The following is a 21174-nucleotide window of genomic DNA, read 5'->3' as shown; positions in this document are numbered from 1 at the left end:
GATGTAGGTCGGCCCGCATGCAAACGCAACGGCTATTCAATGGCTTCCCTCAAGTGGCCGCTTAGGCAGCAAGGCCTTGTGCGCCGCCCTGCCGGACTAAGTTGCGCAGGCGATAAGCCATGGTCAGAGGCTTCGGGAACGGCTTGCGCAGAAAGGCAACCTTGCGCAGGTAGCGATCGATGCGCCATGTCGCCCAGGTGCCGCCGGCAAAATAAGCGACATCGCCGGCGCTGAGCGTCCGCTCGACGCCGTCTTCCGTGGTGATATGCACCTCGCCCTCAAGGATCATCACCGTTTCGTCCCAGCCGAAATACCAGCGGAACTCGCCCGCGGTGCAATCCCACAGCGCCGTCATTGCGGCATCGTCCTGCCCGCGCGAGTGCTCGGCGATACGGGCGACCGGATTGCCTGACAAAACCCAGGAGGGTTCGATCGGCGATGGCTTCATTTCCATTTCGTTGCTGGCGCCCGCCACGAAGCTCTTCGACTGCGGCATCGCGAGCACGACCGGCGCGGCACGGGTGGCAAAGGCCGCCATGCTCGCCAACATCAGTTTCAAGACCATGCAATCCCCCAAAATTCCATGTGCGTCTGCGATCTCATCGCATAGAACGCGTAAGGGGAAAGTTCATGAAACCGAGCGCATTTTAACGATTGCAGCGGTCAGGCGGAAAAACCCTCGATTGTGCAGACGACCATATCGTGGTCGGAGAGCGGCTTGCCTTCTCCGTTCAGGGAGGAAACAAGGTGGCTTTCGCCGATTTTCAAGCCGCGGGTGATGAACCAGTCGAGTTTCATGGCGCGATCGGGAAAGCGCGTGATCAGGCTCGGGCGCGTGCTCGTCTGATCGAGCGGCCCGCCATGGCACTCGAAGCCTCGGCCTTCGGCCATGGCGAACAGCGTATCGGTGGAGAAATCGCCGCCGGTGTGATTGCCGGTGTTGAGATCGCCGCCGATCAGGATCGGCAGGCCAGGCGCGAAAACCTCGACCTCATCGATCAGGGCAGCCAACTGCCGCTCGCGATAGGCAGCGGTTGCGACGCTCTCAAGGTGAACGGAAACGGCGATCATGGGACCAGCTTCCGTCTCAACAATGGCGCCGACAGCGCAACGATCGCCAATGCGCGGCTGCTCGTTGCTGTCATTGAACCAGACGGCCTCGCCGGGCAGACGGATCATGAAGGCATCCTTCAGGGCGACTGAGGCCATCAGGGCGTTGCCATGAAAGCCCTTCTCGTTGAAATCGTCCTTGCAGTAGGAGCGTTCGATTTCCGAACCGAGACTGAGTTCGAGGAATTCGACACCATAGGCGTAGTTCATGCCGAGTTCGCCGGCAATGATCGCCGTCGGGTCGCGCTGTTCGGTGCGGGCCATGCCCAGATCCATTTCCGACAGCAGGATCTGCGGCGCGCTGGTCTCCCGCAGCTTGGCGGCGCTTTCCTCGGGAAAGAGGCAGCGCTCGAGATTCCAGGCCGCGACGGTAAAGGGGAAGGAGAGAGCCTCGACCTTGGCACCCACCCCGCCGATGCGCACCGCATTCAGGCAGGCGAGTGATGCAAGCTTCTCGGCGTGAACGACCGCGGTCTTTTCGAGTGAAATAAAGCTCTTGCGCTCTTCCTGCAAGGGAACGGTGAATGCGGAAACGGTGTTGCGGATCATATTGAAGCCTGTCGAAATAGCATTGTGAGCGCGGCGGAAGTCGCGAACGCTTATCGGTCCGGCAATAGGCTGATTTTATGACGGTCCTGTAACGCCGTATTCAAAACGCATCCGGAAAATGCTGCGGCCAGCGGCCGGGCAGCATGGCGACGATGTCATAGCGTTGCGACAGGCGGGCAAAATCCGGCTGTCGGGCGAGCCATAGATCGCTGGCGGCACGGATGCGCGTCTGCGACGAGAGGGAAACGGCATCGATCGCCTCCTGTGCGCCGCGCCGCGACTTGACCTCGACAAAGATGGCGAGATCACCCTTGCGGGCGACGATATCGATTTCACCGAGCTTGGTGCGGTGGCGGATTGCCAGGATGCGATAGCCCTTGAGCATCAGGAAGGCGGCCGCGAGATATTCGGCCACATGGCCGCGACGCCAGGCTTTTTGCCGCCTCAGCTTCTCGCCCGACCCCGGCTTCGTATCAGCCATGGCGCTTCTTCATGTCGAGCAGGCGCTGATACAGCTCCTTTCGCGGCAGGCCAGTGAGGCGCGCAGCCTCGGTCGCGGCCTTGGCTGTCGGCATCGTCCCTGAGAGATCGGCGAGGATGGCATCGACATCGGCCTCCGCCGCAACGCTTTCCGCCGGCGGTCCCACAAGCCAGACGATCTCGCCCTTTACATTATCGACAGTGTCATAGAATGCGGCGAGTTCGGAGAGCGTACCACGGCGGAATTCCTCGAAGGTTTTCGTCAGCTCGCGGCAGACGGCGCCCGCGCGCTCACCACCAAGCACATCGGCGGCGGCTGCAAGGGTGGCGGCAATGCGATGCGGCGATTCAAAGAAGATGAGGGTCGCCGGTACGGCTGCCAGCTCGGCCAGGCGGTCGCGGCGACCCTTGTCCTTGGCGGGCAGGAAACCGGCGAAGAAGAAGGCATCGTTCGGCAGGCCGGAGCCGACGAGAGCCGCCAGCGGTGCGGAAGCGCCGGGAATGGGCACGACCTTGTATCCCGCCTCGATCGCCTGCACCGCAAGCCGGTAGCCGGGATCGGAGACGAGCGGCGTGCCGGCATCGGAGACCAGCGCAACAGATCGGCCGGCCTCCAAAGCCTGCAGAAGCCGCGGCCCGACCTCGTCGGCATTGTGCTCGTGGTAGGCGTAAGGCTTGTTCTGGATGCCATAGCGATCGAGCAGGACGCGCGTCACGCGCGTATCCTCGCAGGCGAGCACATCGGCGCCGGCCAGCGTTTCCAGCGCCCGCAGCGTGATGTCGCCGAGATTGCCAATCGGGGTGGCGACCAGATAGAGCGCCGGTTCGAGAGGGCGGGCCGGGATCTGATTGTTGTGCAGGCGGAAACTGCGCGCTCCGCTGCCTGATTGGTCTTCGCTCATGCCGGTCCTGAATTCATCTCGGATAAGCAGCCTTTATGGGCGAGGCGCGCACGGACGGCAAGAGCGGTGCAATTCCTGTGGAGCATTGCCGTCGAAATGGCGAATTGGCGCTAAGCAAAACGTCTATGCCTCTTGCATTCGGATGGAGAAGTCTGCCAAGTTGCCTGTCCAATCTTTCGGGCCTTGTCCGAAAACATGTCGCTCGGGCGCCTCGGGCCGCCCGGCTAGTCACGGTCGAAAGCGGTAGCATCCATGCGTATTACAATTGAGCGGTCGAACCTCCTGAAGTCGCTGAACCACGTGCATCGCGTGGTCGAGCGTCGCAACACGATCCCGATCCTGTCCAACGTGCTGCTCAAGGCCGACGGCACGAACCTCGACATGAAGGCGACCGACCTTGACCTCGAAATCACCGAGGCAACGCCCGCCAATGTCGAACAGGCAGGCGCCACTACGGTTCCCGCGCATCTGCTCTACGATATCGTGCGCAAGCTTCCCGACGGCTCGGAAGTGCTTCTTGCCACCAACACCGATGGCAGCTCGATGACGGTCGCCTCCGGGCGTTCGAAATTCTCGCTGCAATGCCTGCCGGAATCCGATTTTCCGGATCTCACTGCCGGCAGCTTCAGCCATTCCTTCAAGCTGAAGGCCTCCGATCTGAAGATGCTGATCGACCGGACGCAGTTCGCGATCTCCACCGAGGAGACGCGTTATTACCTCAACGGCATCTTCTTCCACACGATCGAAAGCGGCGGTGACCTGAAGCTTAGAGCCGTCGCCACGGACGGCCATCGCCTGGCACGCGCCGATGTCAGCGCTCCCTCTGGCTCCGAAGGCATGCCCGGGATCATCATCCCGCGCAAGACGGTGGGTGAACTGCAGAAGCTCGTGGACACGCCGGATGCGATCGTGACCGTCGAAGTCTCCGACGCCAAAATCCGTCTGACCATCGGCTCCATCGTCATGACGTCAAAGTTGATAGACGGTACTTTCCCGGACTATCAGCGCGTCATTCCGGCCAACAACGACAAGGAAATGCGGGTCGATTGCGAGACCTTCGCCCAGGCTGTCGATCGCGTGTCGACCATCTCTTCGGAGCGTGGCCGCGCTGTAAAGCTTGCTCTGTCCGACGGCCAGCTGCTGCTGACCGTCAACAATCCCGATTCGGGAAGTGCGACGGAAGAAGTCGCCGTCGGCTACGAGATGGATCCGATGGAAATCGGCTTCAACGCCAAGTACCTGCTCGACATTACCGCGCAGCTTTCCGGCGATGCGGCCATATTCCTGCTGGCCGACGCCGGCTCGCCGACGCTCATCCGCGACACGGCCGGCGACGACGCGCTTTATGTATTGATGCCGATGCGCGTGTAGCGAAACTAAAGCGCCCTTCATGCGTTTAACCCACGCAAGGGCGCTTTTATTTGGTCTTTTGTCGATTGCGACATTTTCTCTTGTTATTGCGTCACTCCGTTGCAAGATCCTAGAGAAGCAATATGTAAGTCGCGACGATAACATCTATGGGGGGAGAGCATGGCGCTGCGTCTCAAGGAACGGCTTGGCAAGAAATTCGACGAGGAGATCCGTTTCTTCAAGGGCATGATGCAAGGCCCCAAGACCGTCGGCTCGATCGTTCCGACGTCGTCGATCACGGCCCGCAAGATGGCTGGTGTCATCAACCCGCAATCCGGCCTGCCCGTGCTGGAGCTTGGGCCGGGAACCGGGGCGATCACCAAGGCGATCCTCGGACGAGGTATAGAGCCGCAAAAACTCGTCGCCATTGAGTATTCCACCGATTTCTATAATCATCTCGTCCGCCGTTACCCAGGCGTCAACTTCATCAATGGGGACGCTTTCGATCTCGATAAGACGCTGGGCGTGCTGCGCGGCCAGACCTTCGATTCCGTCGTCTCGGGCATTCCCCTCCTCAATTTTCCGATGAAAGCGCGCGTCGCGCTTCTCGAAAACCTGCTGGATCGCATTCCGCCCGGCCGGCCGGTGGTGCAGATCTCTTACGGCCCGGTGTCGCCGATCATTGCCAAGCCGGACCGATACCATATTCGGCATTACGACTTCATCGTCCGCAATATTCCGCCAGCCCAGCTCTGGATCTATAGCCGCGGCTGAGACAATCGCTGAGAAATCCATGTACGCCCTTTATATTACGCACCCGCAGGTGCGGATCGACGCGAATGTGCCGGTGCCGCAATGGGGCTTGTCCGGCATTGGCGCCGAGCGGGCGCGGCTGGCGGCGACCCGGCCTTGGGCCAGCAAGCTGGGCCTGATCGTCTCCAGCGGAGAGCGCAAGGCAATCGAGACGGCCGAGGCTCTGGCGACGGCAAGCGGTGCGCCGATCGACATTATCGAGGCCATGCATGAAAACGACCGCAGTGCCACGGGCTTTCTGGCGCCGCCGGAGTTCGAAAAAGCAGCGGACTGGTTCTTCGCCAATCCGTATGAAAGCTTCAAGGGCTGGGAACGCGCCGTCGACGCGCAAGCGAGAATCGTCTTCAATCTCGAGGCCGTTCTTGCACGGCATGATCCGAACGTGCCGATCGCCTTCGTCGGCCATGGCGGCGTCGGCACGCTGCTGAAATGTCATCTGCAAGGAAAGCCGATCGCGCGGCAGGGCGATCAGCCGCCAGGGGGCGGCAATCTTTTCTGTTTCGATCTTGCGAAGCGCGCCGTCTCATGCGACTGGACACCCATGGAAGATTGGATGGGATGGGCTTGATATGACCGCACGCGACCGCTTGATCGTTGGACTGGATGTTCCAAACCTTCAGGAGGCCGAAAAAGTGGTCGGCGCCCTCGGCGACGATATCCTCTATTACAAGATCGGCTATCAGCTCGCTTTTGCCGGCGGCCTGGAATTCGCGCGCGACCTTGCCGCCAGCGGCAAGAAGATCTTCCTCGATATGAAATTGCTCGACATTGATAATACGGTCGCCTCCGGCGTGGAGAATATCGTCAAGATGGGCATGTCGATGCTGACGCTGCACGCCTACCCGAAAGCCATGAAGGCGGCTGTCGAAGCCGCCAAGGGCTCCGATCTCTGCCTGCTCGGTGTCACTGTGCTGACCTCGATGGACGAAGGCGATCTCATCGCCGCCGGTTATGAATATGACCCGCATACGCTGGTGCTGCGCCGGGCCGAACAGGCCCATCTCGCCGGCATGGGCGGCATCGTCTGTTCGGCCGAAGAGTCCGCCGCCGTCCGCAAGATCATCGGGCCTGATATGGCGCTGGTGACCCCCGGCATCCGTCCGGCCGGCAGCGACAAGGGCGACCAGAAGCGTGTGATGACGCCTGCCGCTGCCATCAAGGCAGGCTCGAGCCATCTCGTCGTCGCAAGGCCGATCGTCAAAGCGGCCGATCCGAGGCAAGCCGCCCGCGCCATTCTCGCCGAAATGGACGCTGCACTTTAAACCACCACAACAATCAGGAAGGTCGATATGGCAAAGGGATATTGGATCGCGCGCGTGGATGTCCGCGACCCCGAGCGCTACAAGGATTATGTCGCCGCCGCGAAGCCCGCCTTCGAGAAATACGGCGCGAATTTCCTTGCACGCGGCGGAGCGTTTACCCCGCTTGAGGGACAGGCACGCGGCCGTAACGTCGTCATCGAATTTCCGTCGCTGCAGCACGCCGTCGATTGCTACAATTCGCCGGAATACCAGATCGCGGCCAAAATCCGGCAGCAGGTGGCAGACGCCGAAATGGTTGTTGTCGAAGGGGTTTAAACCCCTTGAAAAGCCGACGCTGCAATGCAGCGCGATAGCACTTCACCTCGGCGCGCGGATCGGCTAAGACGAAACCAGATAAGCCCAATCAAAGCCTTTCGAGGAGCCTGCCATGACCCTGTCCAACCTCCCGCCGCTCGTCACCGTGTTCGGAGGATCAGGTTTCATCGGGCGACACACCGTGCGTGCGCTTGCCAAGCGCGGCTATCGCATCCGTGTCGCTGTTCGCCGCCCCGATCTTGCCGGTTTCCTGCAGCCACTCGGCAATCTCGGCCAGATTTCGATCGTCCAGGCCAATGTGCGCTACCGCAATTCCATCGACCGTGCCGTTGAAGGCGCTCAGCATGTCGTCAACTGCGTCGGCATTCTCGCCGAAAGCGGCCGCAACACGTTCGACGCTGTACAGGAATTCGGTGCCAAGGCGATTGCGGAAGCCGCCCGCAATGCCGGCGCTTCGCTGACGCATATTTCCTCCCTCAGCGCCGATGCCAATTCACCCTCGGCCTATGCCCGAACCAAGGCGCGCGCCGAAGCCGCCATCCTGTCGATCAAGCCGGATGCGATCATCCTGCGTCCTTCGATCGTCTTCGGCCCTGAAGATGATTTCTTCAATAAATTTGCCGACATGTCGCGCACCGCGCCCTTCCTGCCGCTGATCGGCGGCGGCAAGACCAAATTCCAGCCAGTCTACGTTCAGGATATCGCCGAGACCGTTGCCCGCAGCGTCGACGGCAAACTGAAGGCCGGCACGACCTATGAGCTCGGCGGTCCGGAAGTGCTGTCCTTCCGCGAATGTCTCGAGACCACGCTTGCCGTCATCAACCGGAAGAAGTCGCTCGTCTCCATTCCGTTCGGCCTGGCTTCGCTGATCGGCTCGGTCGCGTCGCTGGTGCCGCTTATCAAGCCGCCGATCACCGCCGATCAGGTAACGCTGCTGAAGAGCGACAATGTCGTTTCCAAGCAGGCGGAAGCGGAAGGACGCACCCTGAAGGGCATCGGCCTGCTGCCGACATTACTCGTCTCGGTGCTGCCGTCCTATCTGGTGCGTTACCGTCCGCAGGGCCAGTTTACCGGCTCGGGCAAAGCCGCCTGACGATTCGGCCATTTCGTGAAGTTCAAGCGCCGCACGGTTCCGCCGGGCGGCGTTTTTTGCTGCCCAGCGAAGGCAGACCGTACTTCATGACGCTGGCGGAGCCGCGCCATTCACAGCTCAGCGTTGCTTAAAAGACGCAGTGCGGAAATAGTAGCATTAACGTCAAATTTAATATGAACATTTATTGCTATTCGTCATTCCACTGACTAACACAGCCGCGCGTCTCAGGCTTGGACAATGAACCGGTTCGCGGCGCGCTTCACACTTCTGCGGAAAGGCATTCTTCGATGGGCAAGTCTATCGCGCTTCTGTTTGCGTGCGCGGCACTGGTGATTCTCGCAGGCTCCTTCGTGGCTCGCGGCAGCATCGCCTCAATCAAGGGCGAATGTGCGCCGACCTACGGCGTCGATCCCTGCACGACGGGTTCCATCGACGCGTCCTCCCCGAACTGATCGGGTATGAAAAAGGCCGGTTTTCACCGGCCTTCACTTTTTCAGGATATCAGCCCCGACGATCGGTCTCAGCCGAAATAGAGACCGATGAGACCGATTGCGCCGACGGCAATGCGCCACCATGCGAAAGGGGCGTAACCACGGCGGGATACGAAGTCGAGCAGCGCGCGCACCACAAACAGCGCCGAAACAAAGGCCATGAAGAAGCCGATGACGATCAGTTGACCATCGGCGAAGCTGAGATCATGGCGGCTTTTCCACAAATCCAGCGTGAAGGCGCCGACCATTGTCGGCATGGCGAGGAAGAAGGAAAACTCGGCGGCTGAACGCTTATCGGCACCGAGCAGCAGGGCACCGACGATGGTGGAACCGGAGCGCGACGTTCCAGGGATCATGGCCAGGCACTGGAAGAAGCCGATCTTGACCGCCATGGGCCAGGAAAATTCGTAAGCGCTGGTGTATTTCGGCTTGAACTCGATCCTGTCGATGACGAGCAGAACGATGCCGCCGAGGATCAGCGAGATACAGATGACCTTCGGCGAATCGAACAGTACGGTCTTGATGAAATCATGCGCCAGTGCGCCGATGACGGCGGCGGGCAGAAAGCCGAAAAGGACTGCGAGCACGAAGTGACGAGCCTTGGCGCTGACGGGGAGCGCCTTGGCGATCTGGACGAGGCGATTGAAATAGACAAGCAGAATGGCGAGAATCGCGCCGAGCTGGATCAAAACTTCAAAAGTACCGGCCGATTTGAAGCCGAGAAAATGTCCAAGCAGTATCAGATGGCCTGTCGAGGAGACCGGAATGAACTCCGTAAGCCCCTCTACAAGGCCTAAAACCAACGCGATAACAATTTGTTCAGCCATATCGTGTCCTTTGTCTAACGGCAGGGCGGCCCGATTCGCTTGTGCAAACTAGGCCAAGATCCTATAGCTTCAACCGATGACAAATGACTAGGGCCGCAGAATCGCGACCGAAAAGACTTCCGTAGCATCAATCAGAAACACCCGAGTACCAATGCCGACGCTGTATCATCACCCAATGTCATCTTCTTCCCGGTTCGTTCGTCTGATCCTGACGGAATATGGCTATCAGACGGAGCTGATCGAGGAACAGACCTGGGAAAAGCGCCGCGATTTCCTGGCTCTGAACCCGGCTGGCACCCTGCCGGTCTACGTCGATGACAGCATGCGGGCGCTCTGCGGCGCTTCGGTCATCTCCGAATATCTCGACGAGACACATGGCGTTCTGAAGCGCGATCGCCGGCTCCTGGCCGAAGATCCGTTCCAGCGCGCCGAAATCCGCCGGCTGACGGAATGGTTCATGCAGAAGATGGAGCAGGATGTGACGCGGCCGCTGACGCGCGAGCGCGTCTTCAAGCTTCAGATGACCGCCGAACAGGGCGGCGGCGCGCCCGATTCCAAAGTCATGCGCATGGCGCGCGGCAATATCCGCCAGCACATGAAGTATCTCTCCTGGCTCGCAGGCTCGCGGCAGTGGCTGGCCGGCGAGCGGCTGAGCTATGCCGATCTCGCCGCCGCGGCCTCGGTTTCCGTGCTAGATTATCTGGGCGAGATCGACTGGACGGAATCGCCTGTCGCCAAGGAATGGTATCAGCGGCTGAAGTCGCGCCCTTCCTTCCGGCCCATTCTGGCGGAGCGCGTGCGAGGCGTCACTCCGGTCTCGCACTACGCCGATCTGGATTTCTAGAGCGTTTTTTCACGCAGTTCCGGACCGAAAACCGCTAACGCACCTTATCCTGGAATTGCTATGACGAGGGCTCGATATGCCCGATAATCGCGAAACGGAAAAAGCGGACAAGCGCAGAAGCACGCTGACGGCTTTCGTGCGAGAGGAAGCGCGTGCCCAAGGTTTCGATCTCTGTCGCATCACTAGGCCGGATGCTATTCCGCAAGCGGCGATGCGGCTCGGCCAGTTTCTCGACAAGGGCCATCACGGCACCATGAGCTGGATGGAGGAGACCCGCGACCGCCGAGGCGATCCGCGCGTACTCTGGAGCGAGACGCGGTCCATCGTCGTCTTCGGCCTCAATTACGGCCCTAACGAAGATCCGCGGGACATTCTGGAGAAAAAGGACAGGGCGGCAATCTCCGTCTATGCCCGAAACCGCGACTATCACGATGTCATAAAAGGACGGCTGAAGGAGATCGCTACTCGCTTCGCGGCGCGCTCGAAAGAGGACGTCAAGGTCTTCGTCGATACCGCACCGGTCATGGAGAAGCCGCTCGCAGCGGCTGCCGGCCTCGGCTGGCAGGGCAGGCACACGAATCTGGTCAGCCGTGGCTTTGGCTCCTGGCTCTTTCTCGGCTCGATGTTCACCACGGCCGATCTCGAGCCCAATGAGCCGGAGAAAGACCATTGCGGCTCCTGCCGGGCCTGCCTCGACGTCTGCCCGACCGCTGCCTTCCCGGCTCCTTATCAGCTCGATGCGCGTCGCTGCATTTCCTATCTGACCATTGAGCACAAGGGTCCGATCGATCCTGAGCTTCGGCCGTTGATCGGCAACCGCATCTACGGCTGCGACGATTGTCTTGCTGCCTGTCCCTGGAACAAGTTCGCCAGTGCCGCCTCGGAGATGAAGCTGGTGGCTCGGGACGATCTCAAGGAACCGTCCCTCGCCTTCCTGCTCGATCTGGATGATGCAAGCTTCCGCACATTCTTCAGCGGCTCACCCGTCAAGCGCATCGGCAGGGACCGGTTCATCCGCAATGTGCTGATCGCTGCCGGCAATTCGGGCGATCGCTCCCTTATAGAGAGATGTCGCGAACTGGCGAGAGACCCCTCCCCCACCGTGCGCGGCATGGCGGTCTGGGCGCTGTCCCGGCTGATGACGGCTGGCGAATTCCGCGCGTTTGCGGCAGAAAGAAATGACGAGGCGGACGAAGAGGTTCGCGCCGAATGGAAACTGGCAGGGGTATCGTGATGCATGTGATGATTTTCGGCTGCGGCTATTCCGGAACGGCCATCGCCAAGGCCTTCGCCGGCTCCGGCATTCGCATCACCGGCACCACCCGCTCCGCCGACAAGGCCGAGCAGCTGACGAAAGATGGCATCGAGGCCTTCGTCTTCGACGGCGAGACCCTCGCCCCGGCTCTTGCCGAGGCGATGCAAAGCGCCACGCATCTGGTGCAATCGATCGCACCGGGCAAATCAGGCGATCCACTGTTGCGGCTGGCGCAGCTCAATCTCAAGGCGTTGATGCCGAAGCTGGAATGGATCTGCTATCTTTCGACGGTCGGCGTCTATGGCGACCATAAGGGAGCCTGGGTCAGCGAACAGACATCGCTGCATCCGATCGCCGATCGCTCCGTCGAGCGGGTAGAGGCAGAAGACGGCTGGCTGCGCGCCGGCATCCGGCTCGGCCTCCCCGTTGCCGTGCTGCGGCTTTCCGGCATCTACGGCCCGGGCCGCAATGCCTTCTGCAATCTGGAAAAGGGAACCGCGCGGCGGCTCATCAAGGCGAACCAGGTGTTCAATCGCATCCGCGTCGAGGATATCGGCGCATGTGCCCGCTTCCTGTCCGATCGCAAACTCGGCGGCATATATAATGTCACCGATGACGAACCTGCGCCGCCGCAGGATGTCGTTGCCGAGGCCGCCCGCCTGATGGGCGTCGAACCGCCACCGGAACAGCCTTTCGAAACGGCTGAGCTGACGCCGATGGCACGCTCCTTCTATGGCGAGAACAAGCGCGTTTCGAACGCGAAACTGCGCGCGCTCGGCTTCCAGCTCCGCTACCCAGAGTATCGCATGTCGCTTGCCGAACTCTGGTCCTCTCGAGCATGGCGCGGCTGAGAAATCGCCTCCGATATCCCCGCCGGATCGCACGAAAATTCCTACTTAGCCGGCTCCCCTAGTTCAATTTACTCCATATTTATGGTTAACGACCTCTAAAATTGCACAAATGCGGCAGCGATTATGGCAAAGCCGGAAAAATATTTTTCCGATTTTTGTGATGAACGGCACCGGTCGATGCCTATGAGAAAATTCGTTCCATTTTTAACTGATTTTATTGGGTTTTTTCCACAATCAAGCAAATCCGCTGAATAGCCCTAGTATTCCCTTAGCATCACAAATGTTACATATCGTAATATTCCGTGATCGATGGTGGCACTTTTTCGCCATTTTTGGCCTGATTTAAGCCCCGCCGCCTACCCAGGGCGCAAGTTCAATAGCTTGAGGGAAAAATCGGTTTGAAGAAAATCGCACGTTCTTTGGCAATCGCCGCAACTATATCCGCCTCCATTGCTGTCGTTTCGACTCCGGCATTTGCATCCGCTGGCTGCGGAGGCGCTTCATGGTACGGGGGAAGCTCCCGAACTGCTTCCGGGGAACGCATGAGTTCCAGAAATCTTACTGCCGCCCACCGCTCGCTCGCCTTCGGCACGCGTCTCAGGGTCACCAACAAGCACAATGGCCGCAGCGTCGTCGTTCGCATCAACGACCGTGGGCCTTTCATTCGCGGACGTGTTCTCGATCTCTCCCGCGCTGCCGCACAGAACATCGGCATGGTCGCTTCGGGTACCGCCAAAGTCTGTTACGAGGTCGTCGCCTCGAAGTAATCGCCGCAAGCCGGAACCATCCGGCAATCGGCATGACGCTTGCTCTCTCGGCCAATCGCGGCTACCACGCGATTGAGACGTCTCAAAATCCGCCGCCTTGGGCACTATTTATGCGGATTGGCGAGCCGTCAGCGATTTTTGGTAGGGCGCACAGTCCCAAGATGAGCTCCAACGGGTTCCGGGTCACGCGCGAGCAGGAGAGTGTGAATGCGTCTGGGCGGCCGATTGCAGGGGGCCATCGAAGTTCTTGCGGATATCGAAGCGCGCAAGCGACCGGTGGCCGATGCCCTGAAAGATTGGGGCCTGGCCCATCGCTTCGCCGGCTCCGGCGACAGGGCCGCGATCGGCAACATCGTCTATGACGCCCTGCGCATGCGGCTTTCGCATGCCTGGCTGATGGAAGACGACAGCGCGTCCGCGCTTGCCCATGCCGTGCTCTTCCGCCAATGGGGCCTGACGCCGGAGGCGCTGGCTGCCGAGCTGGACGGCGATAAATTTGCACCCGAGGCGCCGAGCGCCGAAACATTGGCCGCCTTTGCGGCCCGCAAGCTCGGAGACGCGCCGCGTCACGTCCAGGGTGATATTCCCGAATGGGTCGAGCCCTCCTTCAGCCAAGCCTTCGGCGATGGCTGGCTTGCCGAAGCCAAGGCCCTTGCCGAGCGCCCGACGCTCGACCTTCGCGCCAATGCGCTGAAGGCCGACCGCGCCAAAGTCGTGAAGGCCCTGGAGCGCGCCGGCGGGCAGCCATCGAACATCGCCCGTTTCGGCATCCGTATTCCCGCCGGAGAAGGCGCATCCCGCCTGCCGAACGTCACGGCCGAACTTTCGTTCCAGAAGGGCTGGTTCGAGGTGCAGGATGAAGGCTCGCAGATCGTCGCCGATCTGGTCCTGCCCGAAGAGGGCGATCAGGTGCTCGATTATTGCGCCGGTGGTGGCGGCAAGACGCTCGCCATGTCGGCCGCGATGCACAACAAGGGCCAGGTCCATGCCTATGACAGCGACCGGCGGCGGCTGGCGCCGATCATCGAGCGGCTGAAGCGGGCCGGCACCCGCAACGTTCAGGTCCACGACGACCGCAATGGCCTGCTCCAACTGCGCGGCAAGTTCGACAAAGTGCTGGTCGATGCTCCCTGCACCGGTACCGGCACCTGGCGGCGGCGTCCCGATACCAAATGGCGGCTGACACAGAAAAACCTCGACGAACGCACCAGCCAGCAGCAGGAAGCGCTGGCGCAAGCCGGAGAGTTCGTCCGTCCCGGCGGCGCTCTGCTCTATGTCACCTGCTCGGTGCTGCCGGAGGAGAATGAGGCGCAGGTGAACCGTTTCGCCGCCCAGAATCCGGATTTCGAAGTGGTGGAAACCCTGAGCTCCTGGGAGACGCTGTTCGGCAAGGATGCCGCAAAGCCCCGCTCCTCCGACGGCAAGACCATTACCCTGACGCCGGCCTCTACCGATACCGACGGCTTCTTCTTCAGCCGCCTGCAGCGGAAGATGTGAGCTGGCGACGATCGAGCCTGCTTCCACCGCTCTGCCGACGCAATATCAAACACCCGATATCTGCGCATTCGCGAGCGAATCCATTTCGCTTGCGACGTTAAACCCTTGGTCTCTCGCCTTAAAATCGTTCTAAACTAGAGCGTTTGACACAAGTTTGTTTTTCATACATGACACAAATTGCCAAGTTTTGACGGTGCTCCCGCTGTCACAGGAGAGGAACATGAAACTGAAAAACAGAATTGGCGCCGCGCTCGCGGTGGCCGTGGTCACGACCGCCGCATTCAGCCTGCCGGCTCTCGCAGCCGCTCCCGAGCCGGCCGCCGTTCTCAAGCATTATGCGGACCTGGCACATGCCAAATATCAGGATGCGCTGACGACAGCGAAAGCACTCGACAAGGCGATCGACGCTCTGCTCGCCAACCCCAGCGACCAGACGCTGAAGGCGGCACGTGCGGCCTGGATCAAGGCCCGTGTTCCCTATGCGCAGACGGAAGTCTACCGCTTCGGCAACCCGATCGTCGACGATTGGGAAGGCAAGGTCAATTCCTGGCCGCTGGACGAAGGACTGATCGATTATGTCGACGCCTCCTACGGCACGGAAAGCGATGAGAACGCGCTCTATGTCGCGAACGTCATCGCCAACAAGACGATCAAGATCAACGGCAAGGATGTCGACGCCTCGCATCTGACGCCGGAATTCCTCTCGGGCACGCTGCATCAGGCCGGTGGCGTCGAAGCCAACGTCGCGACCGGCTACCACGCCATCGAGTTCCTGCTCTGGGGCCAGGATCTGCACGGCACCAACGCCGGTGCCGGCGAACGTCCCGCAAGCGATTACGATCTGAAGAATTGCACGCACGGCAATTGCGACCGCCGCGCCGAATATCTGAAATCCGCCTCGACGCTGCTGGTTTCGGATTTGCAGGAGATGACCGACAAGTGGGCGGCGGACGGCGAAGCCACCAAGCATGTCGAAGCCGATCCGAAGGCAGGTCTGACCACCATCCTGACCGGCATGGGCTCGCTTTCTTACGGCGAACTTGCCGGCGAGCGCATGAAGCTCGGCCTGCTGCTGCACGATCCGGAAGAAGAGCAGGATTGCTTCTCGGACAATACCTATAACGAGCACAATGGCGACGCCATCGGCATCGCGTCTGCCTATACCGGCAATTACACCCGCGTCGACGGCACCAAGCTGAAGGGTCCGTCGCTGCACGATCTGGTCAAGGCCAAGGATCCGGCGCTCGACAAGGAAATGGAAGGCAAGCTCGACACGACGCTTGCCGCCATGAAGGCGATGGTGCATCGCGGCGAGACAGTCGAGAAATACGACCAGATGATCGGCGAGGGCAACAAGGAAGGCAACGCCACCGTGCAGAAGGCTATCGACGGCCTGCTCGACCAGACGAAGAGCATCCAGCGGGTCATCGCCGCTCTCGATCTCGGCGCGATCAAGCTCGAAGGTTCGGACAGCCTGGACAACCCGAACGCCGTCTTCACCAAGAAGTAATAAGGGATGGCGGCAGCGCGACAAGGCGTTGCCGCCCCGACACCCATGACACGCATCCCGGCCAATCGCGCCCTTTTGCCCGCCCTCGCTGCGGGTTTTTTGGTTTTTTCCATCACCCTGGCAGCCGCCGGTATTCTCGATTTTCCAACCACGCGCAGCGATCTCTCTACTGAAGAGCTGAAGCGTGTGCGCGACGTAACCCGCGCGACCAGCAATTTTCTCAAGGCCGAACCCTATGAGACGATGCAGGGCGGCGGCCTGACCTCGATCGAGAAGGTCACGCGCGATATTTTCTCCCAGCCCTCGGCCAAGCTAAACCAGGAACAGGGCCAGGACTTTCATCTCGGCAATGCACTCTTCCGCAAGCTCTGGGTTTCCGCTCCCTCCTCCACGCAAGCATCCGACGGCCTGGGGCCGCTGTTCAATGCCCGCTCCTGCCAAAGCTGCCATATCCGCGACGGGCGCGGCCATCCGCCTGAGGAAGCGGGCGCTGCCGCGACCTCAATGGTCTTGCGTCTTGCGCGGCCCGCCGTGACGCCGGAGGAAGAGCAGGCCATCAAGAATTTTCACGCGCTCAATTTTCCGGATTCGACGTACGGGGCACAGCTACAGGATCTAGCCGTCCCCGGCCTTGCGGCCGAAGGCAAGGTGACCGTCAGCTATAGCGGGGAGACGGTGACGCTTGCCGGCGGGGAAGGCGTGACCTTGCGCAAGCCGCATTACGGCGTCAGCGATCTCGCCTACGGACCGATGGATGCAAGCACCACCCTTTCGCCACGCATCGCGCCACCGATGATCGGGCTCGGGCTGATCGAAGCCATTCCGGATGCCGATATTCTCGCCAATGCCGACCCGGACGACAAGAAAGGCACCGGCATACGCGGCCGCCCCGCCATCGTCCGCGATCATCGCACCGGCCAGCTCGCGCTCGGCCGATTCGGCTGGAAGGCGCAGAACGCCACCGTACGCGATCAGGTGGCCGACGCCTTTTCCGCCGATATCGGCATTTCGACGCCGGACCGGCCAACCCCCTATGGCGACTGCACGCCCAAAGAAGCCCACTGCCTGACAATGCCGACTGGCGTGCAGAAGCGGCTGGGCGACACGGAAGCGCCGGATCCCGTGCTGCCTCTCGTCACCTTCTATTCCGAAAATCTCGCCGTGCCGGCCCGGCGCGCGACGAGCCAGCCCGCCGTATTGCATGGCAAGGAGATGTTCTACCGCTCCGGCTGCGCTGCCTGCCACACACCGAAATTCGTGACGCGCGACGGCTTGAAGGGCAGCGACGGCAAGGATTTGCCGCAGGCTTTCCAATTGATCTGGCCCTATTCCGATTTCCTGCTGCACGACATGGGCGAAGGTCTTTCGGATGGGCAGCAGGTGGGCGTGGCATCCGGTCGCGATTGGCGCACGCCGCCGCTCTGGGGTATAGGCCTGACACAGACGGTGAGCGGCCGGCAGGCCTATCTGCATGACGGCCGCGCCCGTACGCTGACCGAAGCCATCCTCTGGCATGGAGGAGAGGCGGAAAAAGCCCGCAATGCATTCGCCGGTCTTTCGAAGGACGATCGGCAAGCCCTCATCAACTTTCTGGAGTCCCTCTGATGCGCCAATGGAAATGCCTTGCATTCGGCCTGCTGCTTACCGTTGCGGCCCTGCCTGCTCATGCCGAGGATGCGACGACCACTGGTACGGGCTTGAACGAGGCAGCGGTGCCAGCCACTCTGCAGAAGGCGGTGGACGACGTCATCCGCCCGGGCTACCGCGCCATGCACGACTCCGCCTCGAAACTGACTGTCGCGATGAGGACGCTTTGCGCCGATCCCACGGACGCCACCCTTTCCGGCGCCAAATCGGCTTTCGGCGACACCGTGAAAAGCTGGTCGCGCATCGAGATCGTCGATACCGGCCCGATCATCGAACAGAACCGCTTCGAGCACATCCTCTTCTATCCCGATCGTAAGGGCGTCGGCCTCAAACAGGTACAGGCGCTGATCGCCAAGGCCGACGAGCAGGATACCACCGTCGAAGCCGTCGCTGGCAAGAGCGTGGCACTGATGAGCATGACGGCGCTGGAATATGTGCTTTTCGGCAACGGCTCCGACGTTCTCGGCAAGGACAAGCAGAGCTTCCGCTGCCGCTATGGCGCCGCGGTTGCCGGCAATATCGAAAACACCGCCAAGGAAATCGCCGACGAATGGGACGCGCCCGACGGCGTGCAGAAATCCTGGAAATTCCCGGGCAAGACCAGCAACGATTTCATGGATAACAAGGAAGCCGTCACCGCACTGCTCGGCATCCTCGTTCACAGCGCCGCCAATATGCGCGACCAGCGGCTGGAAACCTTCTACAAGGGCGATCCGGCGGCGGCGCGGCCGAAGATGGCGATCTACTGGCGCTCGGCCAATACATGGACCTCGTTTATGGGCAATATCGAGGGCCTGAAGACGCTCTGGGAAAAGGCCGACATGGCAAGCCTGCTGCCGGCAGACAAGCGCGCCGTCGCCACCAAGATCGATAGCTTGCTGAATGAGCTTGCAACGACAGCGTCGTCGATCAATCCGGATATTGAGGCGGCCATCGGCAACGATGCGGAGCGCGCCAAGATCGACAAGCTGCTCTCCGTGAGCCGCGATCTCGCCACCAGCTTCAGCGACGAGTACGGCGGCGCCATCGGGCTTTCGGCCGGCTTCTCCTTCGCGGACGGAGACTAGAACATGATGCCGAAAAGTGTCTGCGGTTTTCGGGCGACATCATGTTCTACTTCTTCGATTTTAGAGCGGATGATTTTAGGTCGAACAGACCTAAAATCATCCGGCTCGGGGCGCATGCGCAGCGGACTGATCGATCGGAGAGCCTTCGTCAAGGCGGCAGGACTGACCTTCCTCGCAGCGTTGAAGCCCGGTGCCTTGATGGCGCTGGAGCGGGCGGATGCGGTCTATGCCTCCGGCATCCGCGCTGCCGACGGCTCCTTCGCCGTTGCGACGGTGACCGAACAGGGCCGTATCATCGATCAGGTGGCGCTGCCCGCCCGCGCCCACGGCATGGCTTTTTCCAAGGCGACCGGCAAGACCGTCGCCTTCGCGCGCCGGCCCGGCACCTATGCGATGATCTTCGATCCCTGGAACAAGGCCGATCCGATCGTCATTTCCGCTAGAGAAGGCCGGCATTTCTACGGCCACGGCACGTTTTCGCCCGATGGCAGGCTGCTCTATGCCAGCGAGAACGATTTCGACAACAATCGCGGCATCATCGGGCTGTATGATGCCGGCAACCACTTTACCCGCATCGGCGAATACGAGACTTACGGCATCGGCCCGCATGACATGACGGTTTCAGATGACGGCCGGTTCCTAATCGTCGCCAACGGCGGCATCGAGACCCATCCGGATTTCGGCCGCACCAAGCTCAACCTCGACCATATGGAACCATCGCTGACGCTGATCGACGCTGCGAGCGGCAGGCTGCTCGAGAAGCATACGCTGCCGGCGCAATATGCCCAGGTCTCGACCCGGCATGTCGATATCGACGCCAGCGGCCGCGTCTGGTTCGCTTGCCAATACGAAGGTCACCGCAACGATCTGCCGCCGCTCGTCGGCCATTTCGCGCGGGGCGAGGACCTGAGCTTCGTCACCCTGCCCGACGATACGACGCGGGCACTTGGCAATTACGTCGGCGCCATCGCCGTCAATCGCGCCGAAAATCTGGTCGGTGTCACATCACCGGTCGAAGGGACTTCGGTGACGCTCGATGCGACGACGGGCAAGGTGCTGAAGGTAGAGAGCATCGCCGATGCGGCCGGCATCGCGCCGGCACGGCATGGTTTTGCCGTCTCATCCTATGACGGCAATTTCCTCGGTGCGCACAGCGATGTCGCCTGGGATCAGCATATCGTGCGGATCGCCCGCGGCTGAGCCGGACTTTGGCTGCAATGCCCAGGTAAGCTTGCTGCCTCGATAAAGCGCCGCAAGGCCGTCGCGGCATTCAGCATATGTATCCGCATGGGCCGCGACGCCATTTCCCCACCCTCTTCCGCCATAGCCCGCAGCAGGCTTCGCGCTGCGAATACGCCCGGACAGCAACTCGCGATCCTCGACCGCGTCGCCCACCACCGCTCCCAATCGGCAAGGTCAACCAAGGCTGTATGCAAAAGCATATCACCTCATTGTGTTCGCATACATATAACCCATCACGCAACCGTTACGTATCCAATTATTGACCAAATCCGCCGCTTCGAATATATAAACAATCAACAGCCTCCGCTTTGCATACACAAGGCAAGCCCGACGCTGAACAGTGATACAGGATCGGCCATATTTGATCCGCGCGTTTGATCATATGCCGCTCCGAGACATACGGAATTTCAGAAGCTTCGCCGCTCCGACATTCGGCGCGGACGGCTTTCTGGCGCCTATTAATCCTCCAACCATAAGGATCACGATCACGATGATGACCAGACGGAGTTTCTCGACCGCCGTTATCGCCGGCGCCGCTGCCTCCCTCATTTCCGCGCGCGGCATGGCCGCCAGCAATCCGACACCCGCATCCGGAGCGGTTAAGTCTGCGCCATTGAAGGCACGCAATGTCGTCCTGGCCCACGGACTTTTCGCAGACGGCTCCTGCTGGAGCGAGGTTATCGCCCGGCTGCAGTCCAGGGGGCTGAACTGCACGGCGGTACAAAATCCGCTGACGACACTTCCGGAAGCGGTGGGGGCCGCGCAACGGGTTCTCGATCGTCAGGACGGCCCGACTGTCCTCGTCGGCCATTCCTTCTCCGGCATGATCGTCACCGAAGCCGGTGTGCATCCGAAGGTTTCCGCGCTCGTCTATGTCGCCGCCCGCGCACCGGATGCCGGCGAAGACTATACGGCGCTCGCCAAGACATATCCGACACCGCCGGCATCAGCCGGCATCGTCTTTGATGGCGACGAAGGACGGCTGACCGAGGAGGCGTTCCTGCGCGACTTCGCCGGCGACTTGCCCAAAGCGAAGGCGGAGGTGCTCTATGCCCTGCAGCAGCCCTTCCAGAAGGCGCTTCTGTCCGGCAAGACCACGCAGGCCGCCTGGCGCAGCAAGCCCAGCTGGTATGCGGTCTCCGCCGAAGACAGGACGATCAATCCGGATCTGGAGCGCTTCATGGCCAAGCGCATGGGTGCCAAGACCATCGAAGTGAATGCCAGCCATCTCTCGCTGATCTCGCATCCCGATACAATCGCCCATCTGATCCTGGAAGCTGCTGGGCATTGACCGGTTCGCCG

At 60.9% G+C, this 21174-nt stretch carries 22 protein-coding genes; 17 read left to right on the top strand and 5 right to left on the bottom strand.

What is annotated here, in order from left to right:
• Window positions 1–61: 61 nt before the first annotated feature.
• The 4 genes from I8E17_RS19465 to rsmI all read right to left on the bottom strand — a co-directional run bounded on the left by I8E17_RS19465 (window position 62) and on the right by rsmI (window position 3041).
• Entirely contained in the window at window positions 62–565 is a 504-nt protein-coding gene (locus I8E17_RS19465; RefSeq protein WP_112722741.1) for a cupin domain-containing protein, read from the bottom strand.
• A 98-nt stretch (window positions 566–663) separates the two neighbouring features.
• Window positions 664–1659, bottom strand: coding sequence for an endonuclease/exonuclease/phosphatase family protein (locus tag I8E17_RS19460; protein ID WP_113366563.1), 996 nt, complete (start codon window positions 1657–1659; stop codon window positions 664–666).
• Between the two features lie 100 nt (window positions 1660–1759).
• The gene (locus tag I8E17_RS19455; protein WP_069611080.1) at window positions 1760–2140 is read right to left on the bottom strand and encodes a YraN family protein; all 381 of its coding nucleotides are present in this window, start codon (window positions 2138–2140) and stop codon (window positions 1760–1762) included.
• On the bottom strand, window positions 2133–3041 hold the full coding sequence (rsmI, locus tag I8E17_RS19450) for a 16S rRNA (cytidine(1402)-2'-O)-methyltransferase (RefSeq protein ID WP_113366562.1): 909 nt from the start codon (window positions 3039–3041) through the stop codon (window positions 2133–2135). Before rsmI ends, I8E17_RS19455 begins: the two co-directional genes overlap by 8 nt.
• Before the next feature lie 252 nt (window positions 3042–3293).
• Here rsmI and dnaN point away from each other — a divergent pair, with 252 nt between their 5' ends.
• From dnaN to I8E17_RS19415, 7 genes are all read left to right on the top strand, one after another.
• Entirely contained in the window at window positions 3294–4412 is a 1119-nt protein-coding gene (dnaN, locus tag I8E17_RS19445; RefSeq protein ID WP_095433735.1) for a DNA polymerase III subunit beta, read from the top strand.
• 159 nt (window positions 4413–4571) lie between these two features.
• The gene (gene pmtA / locus I8E17_RS19440) at window positions 4572–5165 is read left to right on the top strand and encodes a phospholipid N-methyltransferase PmtA (RefSeq protein ID WP_069611077.1); all 594 of its coding nucleotides are present in this window, start codon (window positions 4572–4574) and stop codon (window positions 5163–5165) included.
• A 19-nt stretch (window positions 5166–5184) separates the two neighbouring features.
• Entirely contained in the window at window positions 5185–5772 is a 588-nt protein-coding gene (locus I8E17_RS19435; RefSeq protein ID WP_113366561.1) for a histidine phosphatase family protein, read from the top strand.
• Between the two features lies 1 nt (window position 5773).
• On the top strand, window positions 5774–6466 hold the full coding sequence (gene pyrF, locus I8E17_RS19430; RefSeq protein WP_069611075.1) for an orotidine-5'-phosphate decarboxylase: 693 nt from the start codon (window positions 5774–5776) through the stop codon (window positions 6464–6466).
• Window positions 6467–6493: 27 nt separating this feature from the next.
• Window positions 6494–6781, top strand: a complete 288-nt coding sequence (locus I8E17_RS19425; RefSeq protein ID WP_015338538.1) for a DUF1330 domain-containing protein — start codon at window positions 6494–6496, stop codon at window positions 6779–6781.
• Window positions 6782–6893: 112 nt separating this feature from the next.
• Window positions 6894–7874, top strand: a complete 981-nt coding sequence (locus I8E17_RS19420) for a complex I NDUFA9 subunit family protein (RefSeq protein ID WP_069611074.1) — start codon at window positions 6894–6896, stop codon at window positions 7872–7874.
• A 287-nt stretch (window positions 7875–8161) separates the two neighbouring features.
• Window positions 8162–8326, top strand: coding sequence for a hypothetical protein (locus tag I8E17_RS19415; RefSeq protein WP_047628464.1), 165 nt, complete (start codon window positions 8162–8164; stop codon window positions 8324–8326).
• A 68-nt stretch (window positions 8327–8394) separates the two neighbouring features.
• Here I8E17_RS19415 and I8E17_RS19410 read toward each other — a convergent pair whose 3' ends face one another.
• On the bottom strand, window positions 8395–9192 hold the full coding sequence (locus I8E17_RS19410) for an undecaprenyl-diphosphate phosphatase (protein WP_113366560.1): 798 nt from the start codon (window positions 9190–9192) through the stop codon (window positions 8395–8397).
• Between the two features lie 151 nt (window positions 9193–9343).
• Between I8E17_RS19410 and I8E17_RS19405 the strand changes: the two genes are divergently transcribed.
• The 10 genes from I8E17_RS19405 to I8E17_RS19360 all read left to right on the top strand — a co-directional run bounded on the left by I8E17_RS19405 (window position 9344) and on the right by I8E17_RS19360 (window position 21163).
• A complete protein-coding gene (locus I8E17_RS19405) occupies window positions 9344–10036 on the top strand; it encodes a glutathione S-transferase family protein (protein ID WP_015338534.1) in 693 nt (230 codons plus the stop codon).
• Between the two features lie 76 nt (window positions 10037–10112).
• Window positions 10113–11270: a tRNA epoxyqueuosine(34) reductase QueG gene (queG, locus tag I8E17_RS19400; protein ID WP_113366559.1), complete on the top strand. Its 1158-nt coding sequence runs from the start codon at window positions 10113–10115 to the stop codon at window positions 11268–11270.
• Window positions 11270–12142: an SDR family oxidoreductase gene (locus I8E17_RS19395; RefSeq protein WP_113366558.1), complete on the top strand. Its 873-nt coding sequence runs from the start codon at window positions 11270–11272 to the stop codon at window positions 12140–12142. Before queG ends, I8E17_RS19395 begins: the two co-directional genes overlap by 1 nt.
• Before the next feature lie 398 nt (window positions 12143–12540).
• Window positions 12541–12909 carry a septal ring lytic transglycosylase RlpA family protein gene (locus I8E17_RS19390; RefSeq protein WP_069611070.1) on the top strand — a complete coding sequence of 123 codons (369 nt, stop codon included), beginning with the start codon at window positions 12541–12543 and terminating at the stop codon, window positions 12907–12909.
• A 207-nt stretch (window positions 12910–13116) separates the two neighbouring features.
• On the top strand, window positions 13117–14406 hold the full coding sequence (locus I8E17_RS19385) for an RsmB/NOP family class I SAM-dependent RNA methyltransferase (RefSeq protein ID WP_069611069.1): 1290 nt from the start codon (window positions 13117–13119) through the stop codon (window positions 14404–14406).
• A 220-nt stretch (window positions 14407–14626) separates the two neighbouring features.
• Complete coding sequence (locus tag I8E17_RS19380; protein WP_113366557.1) at window positions 14627–15916, top strand: imelysin family protein; 1290 nt, start codon at window positions 14627–14629, stop codon at window positions 15914–15916.
• A gap of 45 nt (window positions 15917–15961) precedes the next feature.
• The gene (locus I8E17_RS19375; protein ID WP_113366597.1) at window positions 15962–17521 is read left to right on the top strand and encodes a di-heme oxidoredictase family protein; all 1560 of its coding nucleotides are present in this window, start codon (window positions 15962–15964) and stop codon (window positions 17519–17521) included.
• On the top strand, window positions 17521–18630 hold the full coding sequence (locus tag I8E17_RS19370) for an imelysin family protein (protein ID WP_113366556.1): 1110 nt from the start codon (window positions 17521–17523) through the stop codon (window positions 18628–18630). The genes I8E17_RS19375 and I8E17_RS19370 overlap by 1 nt, the downstream gene beginning before the upstream one ends.
• A gap of 114 nt (window positions 18631–18744) precedes the next feature.
• Entirely contained in the window at window positions 18745–19830 is a 1086-nt protein-coding gene (locus tag I8E17_RS19365) for a DUF1513 domain-containing protein (protein ID WP_069611066.1), read from the top strand.
• 532 nt (window positions 19831–20362) lie between these two features.
• The gene (locus tag I8E17_RS19360; RefSeq protein ID WP_113366596.1) at window positions 20363–21163 is read left to right on the top strand and encodes an alpha/beta hydrolase; all 801 of its coding nucleotides are present in this window, start codon (window positions 20363–20365) and stop codon (window positions 21161–21163) included.
• The last annotated feature ends 11 nt before the right edge of the window (window positions 21164–21174 follow it).

This window comes from Rhizobium sp. AB2/73 (genome assembly GCF_020871915.1).
GTDB classification, from domain to species: Bacteria; Pseudomonadota; Alphaproteobacteria; order Rhizobiales; family Rhizobiaceae; genus Rhizobium; species Rhizobium dioscoreae.
The sequence above is the reverse complement of the archived record's forward strand: the minus strand, read 5'-3'. Positions and strand labels throughout refer to the sequence as shown.

What these genes read in the sequence shown, in the direction of transcription:
- I8E17_RS19465 (WP_112722741.1), bottom strand. Translation starts at nt 565, where the DNA reads ATGGTCTTGAAACTGATGTTGGCGAGCATGGCGGCCTTTGCCACCCGT.
- I8E17_RS19460 (WP_113366563.1), bottom strand. Translation starts at nt 1,659, where the DNA reads ATGATCCGCAACACCGTTTCCGCATTCACCGTTCCCTTGCAGGAAGAG.
- I8E17_RS19455 (WP_069611080.1), bottom strand. Translation starts at nt 2,140, where the DNA reads ATGGCTGATACGAAGCCGGGGTCGGGCGAGAAGCTGAGGCGGCAAAAA.
- rsmI (WP_113366562.1), bottom strand. Translation starts at nt 3,041, where the DNA reads ATGAGCGAAGACCAATCAGGCAGCGGAGCGCGCAGTTTCCGCCTGCAC.
- dnaN (WP_095433735.1), top strand. Translation starts at nt 3,294, where the DNA reads ATGCGTATTACAATTGAGCGGTCGAACCTCCTGAAGTCGCTGAACCAC.
- pmtA (WP_069611077.1), top strand. Translation starts at nt 4,572, where the DNA reads ATGGCGCTGCGTCTCAAGGAACGGCTTGGCAAGAAATTCGACGAGGAG.
- I8E17_RS19435 (WP_113366561.1), top strand. Translation starts at nt 5,185, where the DNA reads ATGTACGCCCTTTATATTACGCACCCGCAGGTGCGGATCGACGCGAAT.
- pyrF (WP_069611075.1), top strand. Translation starts at nt 5,774, where the DNA reads ATGACCGCACGCGACCGCTTGATCGTTGGACTGGATGTTCCAAACCTT.
- I8E17_RS19425 (WP_015338538.1), top strand. Translation starts at nt 6,494, where the DNA reads ATGGCAAAGGGATATTGGATCGCGCGCGTGGATGTCCGCGACCCCGAG.
- I8E17_RS19420 (WP_069611074.1), top strand. Translation starts at nt 6,894, where the DNA reads ATGACCCTGTCCAACCTCCCGCCGCTCGTCACCGTGTTCGGAGGATCA.
- I8E17_RS19415 (WP_047628464.1), top strand. Translation starts at nt 8,162, where the DNA reads ATGGGCAAGTCTATCGCGCTTCTGTTTGCGTGCGCGGCACTGGTGATT.
- I8E17_RS19410 (WP_113366560.1), bottom strand. Translation starts at nt 9,192, where the DNA reads ATGGCTGAACAAATTGTTATCGCGTTGGTTTTAGGCCTTGTAGAGGGG.
- I8E17_RS19405 (WP_015338534.1), top strand. Translation starts at nt 9,344, where the DNA reads ATGCCGACGCTGTATCATCACCCAATGTCATCTTCTTCCCGGTTCGTT.
- queG (WP_113366559.1), top strand. Translation starts at nt 10,113, where the DNA reads ATGCCCGATAATCGCGAAACGGAAAAAGCGGACAAGCGCAGAAGCACG.
- I8E17_RS19395 (WP_113366558.1), top strand. Translation starts at nt 11,270, where the DNA reads ATGCATGTGATGATTTTCGGCTGCGGCTATTCCGGAACGGCCATCGCC.
- I8E17_RS19385 (WP_069611069.1), top strand. Translation starts at nt 13,117, where the DNA reads ATGCGTCTGGGCGGCCGATTGCAGGGGGCCATCGAAGTTCTTGCGGAT.
- I8E17_RS19380 (WP_113366557.1), top strand. Translation starts at nt 14,627, where the DNA reads ATGAAACTGAAAAACAGAATTGGCGCCGCGCTCGCGGTGGCCGTGGTC.
- I8E17_RS19375 (WP_113366597.1), top strand. Translation starts at nt 15,962, where the DNA reads ATGACACGCATCCCGGCCAATCGCGCCCTTTTGCCCGCCCTCGCTGCG.
- I8E17_RS19370 (WP_113366556.1), top strand. Translation starts at nt 17,521, where the DNA reads ATGCGCCAATGGAAATGCCTTGCATTCGGCCTGCTGCTTACCGTTGCG.
- I8E17_RS19365 (WP_069611066.1), top strand. Translation starts at nt 18,745, where the DNA reads ATGCGCAGCGGACTGATCGATCGGAGAGCCTTCGTCAAGGCGGCAGGA.
- I8E17_RS19360 (WP_113366596.1), top strand. Translation starts at nt 20,363, where the DNA reads ATGATGACCAGACGGAGTTTCTCGACCGCCGTTATCGCCGGCGCCGCT.